The sequence below is a fragment of the Chitinophagaceae bacterium C216 genome (assembly GCA_028485475.2).
Taxonomy (GTDB): domain Bacteria; phylum Bacteroidota; class Bacteroidia; order Chitinophagales; family Chitinophagaceae; genus Niabella; species Niabella composti.
In genome coordinates, this window is the sequence record CP144143.1 from 2,929,062 (window position 1) to 2,943,927 (window position 14,866).

The window sequence follows — 14,866 nt, forward strand, 5'->3', positions numbered from 1 at the left end:
ATTTTTATATACTTCCAAGGATACAGCGGAAGTAGGAGCGGTAAACATTTTCTCAAGTGAATACGGGCCTACAACTTTCATTTTCGAAGTACCCTAATTGATGATGTAAATTTAGACCATCCGCAACCTTTCCTCCATCACTAAAAATAGTGATGGAAGGGCTGTACAGTTTAGTATAATTTTGAAATCAAACTAAAACATGAAGGAAGTACTGAATAAATCTCTTTCAAAAAGCGATGAAAAATAGCTCAAATAATCTGATAACCAACCCTCCATTTACTGCAGAAACATTGTTTGTTTCCCTGCTTGAGGCCGGATTAGATACAGAGAAAATTAAGGTACAGCATAATGGCAGTTTCAAAAGACGTTACAGCCAGGATGTTGAAATGGTAGAGATTGACGAATGTGACAATAAATCAAAGGCGCTGATTAGCCTAAATAGAGATGGGTTGTATGATGTACTTCCCGAAGGATTATTTCATCAGACAAAAGGTTCTAGTAGAGTAAATAGCGTAGAGGGAGCGGTAGAAGAACATAAACAGTATAAAGAAGAAGAAAAATTTGCGCGCAAATTTTTCGCACCCTTAGAGCAAATGCTGTTTTTGTATAAGGCAATGGCAGAAAATGCCGAACGCAATATTTTACGTGATTTGCAAAATGGAAAACTCAATAGTTCTTTTTATGAGTTTTGGAACATTAGCGAAAACCTTCCCACAGCGCCAGCTGCGCGCTTATTGCGTTTAATGCCATACGCCTCCTTAATTAAGGGAGACAGAGAAAATACTGAAGCTGCGCTTAGTTATTTACTAGGCAAACCTGTGTGTATAACAGTAAATGAGCAAATACAAACAGAAGTTTTTACCGATACACGCAGATTAATCGATATGCGGTTGGGAGTGGATACAGTAATTGGTGCGTCATGCAGAGAGGTGCAGGTGATCTGGAATTGCACAATCAACGACATTCTTCATTCGGAACTGGAAGCATTTGCACCGGACATGGCAATGTATAATATCCTGAATCGCTTCACCGAGATTTTTATTCCTCTGGATGTAGAGTTAAGATTCGACTTTTTACCAGCGAATCAATCCTTGGAAGAAACTTATAGTAATATATTGGGAGTAGGTTGTTATCTATAATCCCCTAAAAAAACGGATAATATGGCTTTGAAATTTTTTCTGATTTTTGCCGGAGCATTTTTAGCCTCCTCGGTGGTAGTGATGACACTAATTAAACCACTGAGCAGCAGCTTTGGCAATTACGGGAAAAAACCGTGGATTTTCAATTTTGTATCATCAGCAATCGCTTCCGGAGTAGCATTCGCCTCTACCTACCTTACCCAAAATCAGTTTATCTCCTTTTGGATTTTATCTACAACATTCTTACTCTTTGGCATCGTCATCGTATTGATGGTTCATAAAAAATATTTTAAAGTACGACACGATAATCGCACCAAGCAGTTTTTTGCGGAACTATTGTTTCATATCTCAATAATACTACTAACGGTAGCCATTTTCTCCTCATTGCAATATTTTCTAAAAGACAAAAACTTCATGTACTTTCCCATGTTGTTATGTCTTCTTTTTTTACTGGTTCCCTTTTTATTACTACACACTTTTGATGCGGCCTTCGCTATCCCACAACCGGTATATAATTTTTGGCGATACCCATTACACCAACCCATAGAACTACCCGAAGAGGATGAAAATGAACGTTTATACGTAATCGGCTTGGAGATACCTAAGAAAGTATCAGATCTACAACGGACCTATTTTACCGTAAAAGCTCCAGAGAATATGCCACTAGGGGAACTTTTTTATCACTTTATCAATGATTATAACGAAATCCAGAGCGAAAAACCTATATCATATGAAACAGAGGGAGAGGCGCATGAGTGGACTTTTCGCACTAAACCCAAATGGTACAACCGCTCCCGAATCCTGAATCCGGAGCTTAGCATAAAATATAATAAAATAAAAGAAAACGCAGTTATTATCTGCGAGAGAGTGCCATAATACATAACTAAGCAAATATGGAAATGAGAAAAGATTATCCACATATTAACTGGACCGACGGTATGAAGCTGAATAAGGACCTGTTCATTGCACAGGACAATGCTCATACCGCTACAATGCACAACCTGATATCATCGACCCTCTCGCCCGTACGATATGGCTTACTCCCCGATGAAGACAACTTTAACGTTGAAATAGCCGTTGACAACCAGAACACCGCCAGAGTAAGTATCATTTCCTGCAAGGCAATCACTAAAGGCGGTGTATATATCAGCATTGCTCCCTCCCCTTCTAGCGAACAGGGAGAAAGTGTTCTATCTTTTTCGTTAACGCTGCCTTCTACGACAAGTGACACCTGGTGGGTTGCATTAACGGTTCAGCCCTACGAACGCATTCCATATGGCACAATTGACCCCACAGAAAATCCACCTAGGCATCCTTATGTAAAGCCGGTATATAACGTGCAGCTTGTATCAGATCATGAGTTCCATCAATATGCATATAACCCTTATGCATTAATTATAGGAAAACTCATACCCACGGGAAGCGGATTAAGAAATGATGAAGAATATATTCCTCCCTGTATTAGTACAAATGCTTTACAGGATCTAATACAACTACATGCAGAGTTGGATGTGTTTTTATCGAATCTAGAGCAAGCCTGTTCACAAATCGTTCAGAAAATATACCGCAAGAGTCAGCAAAATGAACTATCCGAGCTAGCTCAGTTTTGTTGCGACCGTCTATCTCTGTATCTAGGCAAAGCGATAACTGATTTTCGGTGGTTTTATCTCTATGAATCACCAGTTAAAATGATTAGTGACATTGTAGGGCTCGCCAGAGTACTAAAAAATACTATAGACCTGCGTATTGGCTCCGGTAAAGAAGAGCTAATGAATTATCTGAGTGAATGGAGCGAACTCAAACAAGGAGAACTGGAAGCACTACTGACTCAAATGGCCAGCATGAAATATAACCATAATGACATAAATCAAAATATCATCAATATCATTCAGTTTGCAAAAGTAATAGGCAGATTATTTACAACGCTCAGTAATCTTGAATTCATCGGCAAGAAAAAAGAGGCCGGCATTTTTGTGAAAGAAGGATACATCAGCGAACCAGAGAGCAATACAGCTCCCAAACCGAGAAGAAGATTCTTCGGCTAGTATTAGCCTGACTGCCAATCATAATATTTGAATTAATTGAAATGATTATAAAAAATTAAACATGAAACCCTTGAATGCTCAGGAACGATCCAAAGCTTTTGTTCGATTCTTATTGTTTTTCATTTTAACCTTACTGGTTATTGTTACTGCCGTATTCTTTGGCATGAGAATCCCATATGCAGAAAATGAAAAACTGCAACAACAATTGGCTGCTGTAGGCAAAGAGAATCATTTTAGAGACGATTTCACTACTGCCATGACAGAAGCACAGGAGCTTTTGGAATCGGTGAATATGGATCCGCAAAAATCAGGACTATTGGACGGACGTATCACACAGAAGATTCAGGAAATGGATGCTATGGTTTCCAAAAGTGATATTACTTCTAAGCGCTTATATACGCAGGTGATTAAAATATTAACGGATGCACAATCGGATAAAAGAGGTTTGCGTGCTGCTAGCAATAAAGACTCGGTAGTAGCTATGTATAATTTACAAATACAGGAATTGAAGAATTCTCTTGCAAAATGGCAAGAATCATATAACCAGTTACAGATGCAAAACCTGATATTAAGACAAAGACAATAATTCATAATAAAGCATAAGTTATGCACCGTTCTATTTCTAAAAGATGGGCTGGACTCGACTATAAAGTATGGATATGCTTTATCATCTCACTATTGCTGTCGGCAGGTTTACTTGCATACAAAATATTCACTTATGTACCCTGTCAGGATTTCAGCATCATAACCTCCAGTAATATTAAACACCCTGAAGCTCAAAATACCCAAACTTTCTATGTAAACGAACAAATCACATTTACAGTATCCATAAGAGATACAAAACAATCAGTAACTTGGGATTTTGACGACCAGTCAACCTCTCAAAAGGGTGCAACAGTTACACACACATACCTAAAAGAAGGATATTATCTGATCAAAGCCATTCTCAACGGCAAATGCATACAGTCCCTTAACATCAGAATAATTCAAAGCAATACATCTACACTCAATACTATTCCTGCTGTAAACCCCATCATATCCGCAGACATTGTAACCGTAGGTGATGAGGTTGTATTTAATAGCACAGCAGCAGGAGCGAATTACGAGTGGAGTATTGAAGAATTACCTACAGAACCCAAGCAAATCACCAGTCAGGCAAAATTCCTTTTTACAAAGCCTGGAAATTATACTGTAGCATTAAAGATTGATGACAAAGTATACAGAAAAATTATTCAGGTAGATGATATACTATCTACCATCGGCACAGGGGCTGCATTACCGCCTGTATCCAAAGCAGATCTTCCTCCAGTACCTCAAGAACCATTACCCCCGTTAGTTGAAGATCTTCCCAAAGAAACACCGAAAGAAATGCCAGTAGTCAAGCAAGAACCTGAGCCGCCCGCAAAAACGTATGACCAGTTGCCTGAACCAGCCATTAAAGCAATGATCCAAGGCGTGATAGACGGCAAGAAAGACATCGAAGATTTCAATAATATTCTTTGTAACGGTGCAGGCACCAAAGTGGTAGCGAATGATGAAGCCACTACTTTCGCAGCACTTTGCAACGAACTTAAAGAGAAAAAAGGAGTATTAATGCTCAAGAAGAAAAGAAAGATAGAATCTTTCAAAGTTGTTCGGGATGAAACCTCCGGTAACTGTGTAAAGATCATCTATATAAACTATAAGTAAGATGGCCCATATTACATATCTGAAATTGCCAATACGTTTTAAACAGTTTTTTGAAAATAAAAAACTACAATCTTGCAATTTATTGGACTCAGTATATAGAAACCTTCATTTACTTATCACTACCATGCAAGGCGAAAATAAAAACGACCCTTTGTATGGATCGCACTTCTGGGAAAGCGACTATGATACGCATCTTGCCAATGATGTTCGTAGGGAAATGATCATCAACAGTCTAAAGACTCAAATAAGCTTATATGAAAAAAGAATTACTGAGGTTGCTGTTGATGTAAATGTACGATTATCAAATGCGTTCTTGGATGGCATGGAAATACAGAAAAAGAAAATTGAAATCGTTATAAAAGGGAAAATAAAAAGAAGCATGGAGCCTTTTACATTCATGACAGGTTTCTTTATCAGCCCCTATAACCTAGATTAAACTATACCAGCATATAAATCATTCAATTCATGAAAACAGAAAGCAGGGAGCAGATAAAAGACAGATTAGTTCGGTTAGCAGCTGAACAATGGAATCTTGATGAAAATGAAATAGAAGCCAATTTTGACCCCTTATTAATTCTAATTTTTGATGCGGTAGCAGGAGAAATTGAACAGATTGGCTATCGCATTCGTGATATCCAGAATAATCTGCTTAACGAGCTTTCTTCCGTAATGCTGCCGCAATCGCTACTGAATGCGAAACCTGCTTCCTGTGTTCTTACTGCACGCCCCAATGGTGATACAGCAATATTAAAAAGCGAAACCAATTTTAGCACAACTGTAAGAGTAAGTCGGGCTGATGAAGTAGCAAAGGATGCCGATATTAATTTTACCCCTATAGGCGAGACCAAATTAATCAATGTACAACTGAGCCATATTCGTATTGGTGGGAAATTATACAGATGTGACAACAGTGGTAAGAAAACCTTGATCCACGATGAAGGGAATAATCTCATGTCGCATGAAATTCATTTTGCATTGCAGACTAACGGCTCTGTAAACTCGCTTGCCGGCTTGCAGTTTTTCTTTGATTTAAAAGGTCATTCTGAAGCTCACAACTTTTACTTCACCTTACGTGAAACACAATTACTGATTAACGGTAATCCTACCCCCATTGATATGGGGTATTATAAAAATACTCAGTACGAAGCAACTTTAAAAGATGTTTTTAATAAAGACAGCGATTACTCTTTAAAACTACAGCGCGAAACAGCAGCTATTTATCGCAACCAGTTTATCACGATTGATGAATCGGCTGATCCTATAAGTACTAATACAACTCCACATCCGTTACTAGAAAATCTTCCAGAAAAACTGCAGCAAGAAATTCACACACCTAATGTCGTATATGGCACTTTTCAATTAGGTCGACCTTTTGCTCCAGAAGTAACAGAGCGTTTACAAATAGTTGCAAACGCATTTCCGGCAATCAATCGTAAACTGGAAAAAATTTACCATAAAACAGAAAAATGGCTCAATATTATTCCATTGCTTATCCATGGAAGTTATCTAGACATACACAGCATTGAAGGCAGCAACGGAATGAAATATCGCTTACAGTCTGCCCATTATGATAATAAGGTAGAAGAGGGCGAAGCAATTATACGTGCTGCTCGTATCAGCAAAAGCAGTAGCGCCGATATCCGCAATGCACTCAAAAGCCTAACAGAAGCCATACGAGATGAAAGTGCTTATTTCAGCCGAATCAGTAATGATTTTATCAGTTCCCGCTTAAACGAGATTTCGCGTATCCTTAGACGATTAGAAGATCAAATTCAATTATCTAAAGATGAAAAACCTTCCTTCAGGTATGTTTTGCTCCGATCCAAGAACCCCGGCGAAACCGTTCAAGTATCCTACTGGAATACATCACCACGGGAGGCCGGATTTGTGAAAGCCCATTTACAGTTCAGGCCTTTTCAGCACAGCCTCACAGAGGTTTCATCCTGCTACTCAGTAACTACTGCTATTGGCGGCAGAGAAACACTAAGTGATTATGCACAAAAGCAAATGCTTGTACGACAACTCACCTCAAAAGGCAAAATCATTAGTGTGGAGGATATACGACTATTATGTTTTGAGCTATTCGGCCCGCAATTGAAAAAAGTAGCTGTACAGAAAAGCATGCATGTACTGCCCGGTAAAAATTCAGGATTCTCTAGATTTATCGATATACAATTATATCTATCAAAGCATAATTTTAGTGATAACGAAGTCGCTTATTTAGAAAAGCAACTTCGCTATCAACTGGAAACAGAGGGCTGCTTTGCTTATCCCTTTACAATTACCATAAAGGAAACTAAGGAGTAACAAACATTAATTATACACCTTCTTAAATATCATCTCTACAATATTAAACTTTATCTAAGCTCCTTTTGTACCGCTAATGCGAGTTGCTTATGAATGGTAGCTCCCATATGCGCCGCATCCAACGATAAAACCTTATCCAAATATTCGTGAGCCTTACTAAGCTCGTTTAAACCTAAATAACCTAGCCCCATAAGATAATAACAATGAATACGGTTTCTCATATTAAGATCATCATCAAAAATCATTAGATCTGGTAATGACACTGCGAAGAAATCGATTTTTACATCATCATTAATATGTTGTTCTCCATATTCAATCAATCGTCTAAACCTTTGTTCAGCCTCTTTGTGTTTTTTCAGCTTTAGCAATGCCATGCCCTGATAAAAGATTTTATCAGGTTGCTGATCATTATAAAAAATGGCGGGGGCTGGCTCAGAGAGTCCAATAGATGCCTCTTGCCAATATTTGCGGGCGCCATCGGTATTTCCCTTCGCCTCTTCCACACATCCCAACCAATAATAAATATCATTCTCTTGGGCTCCATACAATTTTCCTTCGCCCAGGTTAGGAGGATAAATAGTAGCCTGCTCCAATAGCTGCTTTGCCAAATCTAGTTGTTCATTGTCTAAAGCCTGTTTAGCCAACTCCACATGAATGACAATATGCTGTTGGGGCGTTTTACCTTCTCCTCCTTCCCAAGGGTGAAAGTTTCGGGATTTCAAGAGCCGACCGGCCTCCTCAAATTGACCTAATAGCGTATGCAATCCTATATACTCAATAAATAAATCATCGCGATCACGTACTTGTTCCGGATATTGATTAAGATAAGAAAGGCGTTCTTTGGGATGTACATTCAACCGTTTTTTCAATTGATCCAGTTCAAACAATATGCGAGAATCGCTAGAATCGGCATCAAATGCCTTCTGAAACAAATGTAATGCCTCTTCTTTCTTGTTGAACTTATTATAATATGCAATCCCCAAGTTGCGATTAGCTGTTGGGAAATCAGGATTGATGCTCAACGAACGCTCCCAGCAACCGCGCGCAAGATCATACAGACGTTTCCCATAGTAATAGTTGCCTAAATAATACAAAGCCTTATAATCTTCCGGATTTCTCTCCACTGCACTATTTAAAACAGCAATATCTTCAATACGATTAGGAAATACTCCATCAGGGCTTAATTCGAAGGCTTTACCCAACCACTGCCTACCTTCTTGCTCATTGGAAAGAAGGTAGTAGAAGTAAGACAAATAATAACAAATCAAAGGATCCGAAATATTACCCGCCATTAAAGAGAGAAACGCAATAGCATCTTCATACAAACCTGCATCAGCATATTGCAGAGCAATTTCAATATATGAATAGCTTCTATCACGCATCAATGTACGTAGTTGCTGCAATTCGCTTACTGCCGAAGATTCCTTACCATTTTGACGTAGCAACAAACAGAGCTCAAACCGTGCAGCAAAATCAAAAACATCCAATTCTAAACTTTCCTTCAGTAGCTCTTCAGCTTTTGCTATTTCGTTCATATTTCGCAGAGCAACTGCCTTGATATGTCTCGCCTTATGGCTTTTATAATTTCTGAGAATAGATTTATCAGCATGCTCCACACAAGTTTGCCAATATCTTTCTTTAGCACTGAGGTACGCCAATTGAAGGTATGCATTATCCTGCATGGCTGCATTCCAGGTGCTTTTATAAAACCATTCCTTTGCCTCCTTCAGCTTACCCAAATACTTATAACAAAGTCCTAAATTATATAAAGGCTCGCCATCGTACGGATTAGGATTTTTGCTTGTCAGTTTATCTACAGCGGCGATCAAGTAAGGCAAAGCTGTATCAAACGCTCCGCGACGCAGGTACCAAAGTCCTAAGGCATTATTACAGCGAATATCTGTAGCATCTCGCTTTAAAGCTTCCTGATAATAATCCAAAGGAGAATAAGTAGCATGCCTATACTGCTCCAGATGCAAGCCAGACAGGTAAAGCTCTTCTAATGTATCAATAGCTTCGGGTTCAGGTATAGGTTTTGCCGGATCAGGTATTGCTTCGGTATTTCGCTTAACCGGTTTATAAGAAATCAACACATTATCTTTATCATCCAATACTTCTACAAAAAGTCGGGTTTCCTCTATGGATGGGTCAAGCGAAAGATGCTTCTCAAAACTACTATGAGGCGACAGCATTACATGTTCTGCAAACAACATCTTATCATCCAGATGTAAACGAACAGTGATCGGTCTTTCTTGAGTTACATACACTTTTACATCAACCGCACCCTTATCACATTCCAGATTCACCATAGCATCGATCGATGCATTTTTTACGTACCCAATATTTTTATACGGCATGAAGTACTGCTTAAACTCTCTCACCTCATTAGGCATAATCCAGCTAAAATCAGGCTGATTGTCGGTATATACACCGCACATCAACTCAAAGTAAGGACCATCTTCGTCAGTAAGCTGACGATCCCAGGCTTTACCAAACTCCCCGCAGCCCCAAGTCCATTGCTTCTTACCCGGGCTAATGTAATGATTAGCTACGTGCATAATACCAGCCTTCTTCTTATGATGATATCCCCCTACAAAATCAAATGCACTATTCACTGCCATATATGAAGTAGGAACCGGTATGTTGGTATAAATAGAGATATCGGTTCCCGGAGAATAATCCACCTTGTAATACGTACCCGTAGCAATAGGAAAGGAACTTACATCGCGTTTACCATGATCATACACCGCATTTACATCTGGTGGAAACACACTTTGATAGTGTTCATCAACGGATACAGCAGGATTTGCCCACCACAAAAAGGTTTGAGGAAAAGGAGTACGATTATAAATTTTCGCTTCTAGTTCTATGTAAGCTTTATCCGGATATAAAGTAAATCCCAAAGCACACTTAGTTCCAAACATCCTTTCGTATTCATTCACCCATATCGTCTTACTTCCATCTTTATTGTCTACAATCGTAAAATCAGTAGCATCAAAAGTAGTAGGCCTATGATGCTGTGGCCAATTAAACTCAATTCCCCCACTAATCCAAGGGCCTAATAAGCCTACCAATGCAGGCTTAATGACGCGATTATGATAAACGAAGTGATAGTCATTGGTTTTATCATAAGCCATTTGGATACGTCCTCCTAATTCGGGCAATATCATTACTTTCAAATACTCATTTTCAATAAACAAACCAATCCATTGTTTATCTTCTTTTTCATCATATACTTTGTCAATAACCTGATAAGGATACACTACTCCACTACTCCCCTGATAAACGCGCTTCTCCAGAAACATAGGATTCTTATCAGGAGCTCCAATCTTGTACGTAGGAATAGTCACTAACTCCTGCCAAGCTTTTACTTCCATAACAACTTATTTGAACTATTAAAATGAACAATCAAAAATCAATGCCCGGCATAAACGGCATCCATATCTTCCAGAGATTTACCCTTAGTTTCCTTGACACGCATCCACACAAACAGTGCTCCCAGAAGGCAAATAACACTATAGATATAAAAAGGTGTATAAGTACCCATATTCTTAGAAAGAATAGGAAATGTAAAAGTGAGCACAGCATATGAGAGCCATAATGCTAATACAGCAATCGAAGTAGCAGCGGCCCTTACTTTATTAGGAAAAACTTCTGCTATCAATACCCAAGTTACTGGTGCCAATGTCATTGCATATACTCCTATGGCCGCCAGTAATGTCCATGATGCCGTAGCTGATCTACTTTGCAACAATAATGCACTGATTACATATAAAACCGTAAGTCCTAATGATCCAAATAACATGAGAGGCTTACGGCCCAGTTTATCCACCTGCCACATTGCAATCAGGGTAAAAATCATATTTACCAAACCGATAAATACAGTCTGCTTGAGTTGGTCATCTTGGGTAAATCCCACACTCTCAAAAATGCTAGAGGTGTAATTAAAGACTACATTAATTCCACAGAGTTGCTGAAATACAGCTAAAACTATCCCTACCATAACGGCTGGCCATACCGCTTTACGGAAAATAGCGCCATAATCAATTCGGGTGTCTGTATTAACTGAATTCCTAATCTGCGTTACGGTACTCAAAATCTCATTTTCAGGATATCCGATTTTATTTAAGATAGCTTTTGCACGATCAAACATTTGGGCTTTCACTAGCCAGCGTGGGCTTTCAGGCAACCACAATACACCTATTAAGAATAATGCAGAAGGCACTGCACCTAACCCCACCATCCACCGCCAAGCATCTTCCCCAACATTTCGCAAAGAATAGTTTACCAAATTGGTTACAAAAATGCCTATAACAATGGTCAATTGATTTATAGCTACCATTCTGCCTCTTATAGTTGCCGGAGCAATTTCCGCTATATACATAGGAGATAAAACAGAAGCCATCCCTACGCCAATCCCCGCTGCAAATCGAGAAAAAACAAACAGGGCACTACTATTAGAAAAGGCCATGCATAATGAGGATATAAAAAATATACTAGCAGCCAGTAAAAGTCCTTTTTTACGTCCAAACCGATCCGATATACTTCCGGCTATAATACATCCTAGCATACACCCTAAAGCCAAAGATGCAGTTGCAAATCCTTCTTGTACCTCATCAAATCCAAACTGAATCTTCAGAAACGGCAATGCGCCAGCAATTACGGCAAAATCAAAACCGAACAGATATCCCCCCAGTGCCGATATAAAAGCAATTCTGACAATATATGCCGTGTTGTATTGAACTTTCTTCATCATGATGGCAATTTTATAGCAAGCAAAACTCAATATTCATAATCAATTATTCCTTTTCTATGTGTAGCCTCTTATGCAAATTTGGTAAGAATAAAAGGTCAAAAAAATGGAGCGTTTTAGGAAAAAAATGGACTTTATTACATAACAAGCATCCACTCCCACATTACTTTACTAATACCCTTAAATCATCCACTGTTATAGAAACCGAGGGATTGAAGGCCTTACTCTGCATATACTTCTGTAAGCTATAACGTAATTGTCTTGCTGCAGGACGCTCCTCCAATTTATCTGCAATATTTAAGGAAGTCAATAATAGGCTACCCTCTCCCACCTTCGCCTCAATTACATTGGCCATCTTTCTATTCTTAAAGAAATTATCAATTACGCGTACTACGGGAGTTATCTCCGGCAAATTGTCAATAATCATCGTCTTAGATGATGTAATCAGGTCCCACCATTGCCAATCACAATAAAAATCAGTGGGGAAGTATTTAAGTGCAGGATGCTTTGGATTACAGAGGATTCCCATAGTACCTGGCTGGTCGGGGAAATGTACCGGGCTCCAGAATACAGTAGCAAAACGACCTTGCACTCCTTTCAATGTAGAAGTATCCGGATTTAATAAAACTTTCTTCCCTTCTTCCAGCATTTTCAAGGCATCACTTACTGAACGCGTAAAAAATACATCAGCATCATTCAACGCTACACTATTGGGATAGACCCAAACATTCCACTGATTTTTATATGCAGTACCTTCAATAGAAAGCTCTATAGAAAGTTGTGTTGCTTCGCTAAGCTGGTTTAAGGGGAAAGATATACGCCCTACCTCATTACCGCTTCCTATATCAATTTTACTGGCGTGCCATTGAGTACGATAGACCACCTTACCATCAGCTTTTTTAATAACGCACTGCACTACAGTATTCGTTAATGAGGATGCACTATAGTTAGCGATCTCTGCAAGAGCTTCAAAAATTTCATTATTACTATAAATTGCTTTGGGATAACGAATCAAGGGTACTACAGAAGAACAGTACATTCTGTGACGTTCGGGAGTAATCAATTGCTTGCTATCCCAGAAAGCATCAAGAATACCCACCAGTGCCGTACCCTGCCCAGGAAAATCATGCAAATCCAGCAATTGAAATCCACTAATGCCTTTGGTTTTCAAAGCGCGTTCTATCTCTTCCTTATAAAGGTTAGCAGAAAATATACCACTAGCCAGGGTAAAAGAGTCTGCAAGATGTAGCAATTGCTTCTTTCTTAAATCATGTCTGATGGTTTTAAAATTCAATGGATCTAATACTCCGGTATACTTCTCAATTTCACCTAAGCGGGGATACACAGAATATTGTCCAATTTCATGAGTAATTAAAGGCACCGGCAATCCTTTTACCGCATCGATATAATCCTTTGTAAAGTCAGGAGAGTGTGTATTAAATATCCCCTGACCTCTCACCCAACCGTTTTTGGTATACTGAGTGATAAAGTAATCATCTACAGGTTCAGGCCACCTCCCGTGATCTTTTTGAAATGTAAATGTAGTAGAAGTGTATAAATGACGAGGGTCCTGTTTTTTAAGCTTTGTAACCATCCCTGTCAACCAGTCAAAATCCCCCTGCAACTCATTCCCCATCGACCACAAACAAAATGATGGGTGGTTTCCGTATTGCTGAATAATACGTTGGGCTTCTTCCTCTAAAAAACGTAATGTTTCGGGGTACTTGCCCACCTCAAGACTCCAGAAGGGCAATTCAATCTGTAAATAAAAGCCCATAGAATCCGCAACCTCAAATGCTGCCTTAGGAGGACACCATGAATGGAAGCGTATATGATTCAAACCATAATTTCTTGCAGTTTGAAATACTTTTACCCATCCATCTTGATTCATAGGAGGATAACCTGTTAATGGGAAGATATTACATTCTAGTGTTCCTCGAAGGAATGTGGGTCTTCCATTGACATATATATGCTGAACATCTTTACTAATAGCTCTCAGTCCAAAATCTGTGGCAAACTCAGTAGCTGTTTGTCTTCCTGACAGCTGCAGGTGGGCCACTACAGTATAAAGTTGGGGATTAAATTCGTCCCACAAAGCAGCTCCATCTCCTAACGATACATTCAATAAATGCTCTGAAGAAGCCTTATTGATTAACACAGATTCACGTTTCGTTGCAATTAATGCCCCGCCCTTCCGATAAACACGAACTGTAAGTATGCCTCTTTGATCAACAGGAAGCGTATTTTTTACCAAGGTATTGACTTCAATAGTTTTTTTCTTGATATCCGAAAAGACCTGCAACGAATGAATATACACTTTCTCTCTAGCCTGTAATTCTAATGCTCCTATTATTCCATTCCAGATGATCTGTGTACCATCGGTATAAGCATGCCCCATATTTTGAAAAGTTATTTCATGCTGCTTACGATTATCAATACGAATTGTAAGAATATGAGTTCCAGGTTTCGCATAATCTGATATATCAAACACATGGGGTGCACTTAAGCTCTCCTCAGATCCAATCTCTTTTCCATCGATCCATACCTGGGTTTTCCATAAAACTCTTTCCAAATACAATTGAATATTCTTTTGCTTCCAGCCAACCGGTATCGTAATTTTTCTAGTATACCAAGCAGGTCCAATATATGCATGCTTCCTAGTAAGCTTAATTAACACCTCCTTATTCATCTGTGTAGTATCCATAGGTATTTTTTCGCCGATACCTGCATCATCTAATGTTCCGGGTAGTAGAATAGGATTACCAAATTTCTCAAGTTTATACCATTCTTCCTTAATACCAACATCTTCTTTATCAAGCTTCACATACCACTGCCCCTGCAAGGAAATAGTTTGCTGGGCGTAAATAAAAGAAGTCAGTAACAAGCAACCGATTATCAGTAAGAAGCTCCTAAACTTTTGACCAATCATAGTT

The 14,866-nt window shown here is 38.9% G+C and carries 10 protein-coding genes; 7 read left to right on the forward strand and 3 right to left on the reverse strand.

Translation table 11 applies throughout. From position 1 onward, the window contains the following. Positions 1-236 precede the first annotated feature (236 nt). From PIECOFPK_RS12635 to PIECOFPK_RS12665, 7 genes are all read left to right on the forward strand, one after another. The gene (locus tag PIECOFPK_RS12635; protein ID WP_409966050.1) at positions 237-1,139 is read left to right on the forward strand and encodes a hypothetical protein; all 903 of its coding nucleotides are present in this window, start codon (positions 237-239) and stop codon (positions 1,137-1,139) included. A 21-nt stretch (positions 1,140-1,160) separates the two neighbouring features. Beyond that, positions 1,161-2,015: a TssN family type VI secretion system protein gene (locus tag PIECOFPK_RS12640; RefSeq protein ID WP_330973917.1), complete on the forward strand. Its 855-nt coding sequence runs from the start codon at positions 1,161-1,163 to the stop codon at positions 2,013-2,015. Between the two features lie 17 nt (positions 2,016-2,032). Further along, positions 2,033-3,184 (forward strand): hypothetical protein, encoded by a 1,152-nt coding sequence (locus PIECOFPK_RS12645; RefSeq protein WP_330973916.1) that lies wholly within the window; start codon positions 2,033-2,035, stop codon positions 3,182-3,184. 61 nt (positions 3,185-3,245) lie between these two features. Further along, positions 3,246-3,770 carry a type VI secretion system TssO gene (gene tssO, locus PIECOFPK_RS12650; RefSeq protein ID WP_330973915.1) on the forward strand — a complete coding sequence of 175 codons (525 nt, stop codon included), beginning with the start codon at positions 3,246-3,248 and terminating at the stop codon, positions 3,768-3,770. 20 nt (positions 3,771-3,790) lie between these two features. Beyond that, positions 3,791-4,873, forward strand: a complete 1,083-nt coding sequence (locus tag PIECOFPK_RS12655) for a PKD domain-containing protein (protein ID WP_409966051.1) — start codon at positions 3,791-3,793, stop codon at positions 4,871-4,873. A 1-nt stretch (position 4,874) separates the two neighbouring features. Continuing rightward, the gene (locus PIECOFPK_RS12660; protein WP_409966052.1) at positions 4,875-5,309 is read left to right on the forward strand and encodes a GPW/gp25 family protein; all 435 of its coding nucleotides are present in this window, start codon (positions 4,875-4,877) and stop codon (positions 5,307-5,309) included. 29 nt (positions 5,310-5,338) lie between these two features. Beyond that, positions 5,339-7,180 (forward strand): hypothetical protein, encoded by a 1,842-nt coding sequence (locus tag PIECOFPK_RS12665; protein WP_409966053.1) that lies wholly within the window; start codon positions 5,339-5,341, stop codon positions 7,178-7,180. Between the two features lie 50 nt (positions 7,181-7,230). Here PIECOFPK_RS12665 and PIECOFPK_RS12670 read toward each other — a convergent pair whose 3' ends face one another. The 3 genes from PIECOFPK_RS12670 to PIECOFPK_RS12680 form a co-directional block, all read right to left on the reverse strand. Continuing rightward, entirely contained in the window at positions 7,231-10,557 is a 3,327-nt protein-coding gene (locus PIECOFPK_RS12670; protein WP_409966054.1) for a DUF5107 domain-containing protein, read from the reverse strand. A gap of 38 nt (positions 10,558-10,595) precedes the next feature. Further along, positions 10,596-11,936: a sugar porter family MFS transporter gene (locus PIECOFPK_RS12675; RefSeq protein ID WP_409966055.1), complete on the reverse strand. Its 1,341-nt coding sequence runs from the start codon at positions 11,934-11,936 to the stop codon at positions 10,596-10,598. Between the two features lie 160 nt (positions 11,937-12,096). Next, positions 12,097-14,862 carry a sugar-binding domain-containing protein gene (locus PIECOFPK_RS12680; RefSeq protein WP_409966056.1) on the reverse strand — a complete coding sequence of 922 codons (2,766 nt, stop codon included), beginning with the start codon at positions 14,860-14,862 and terminating at the stop codon, positions 12,097-12,099. Positions 14,863-14,866 lie beyond the last annotated feature (4 nt).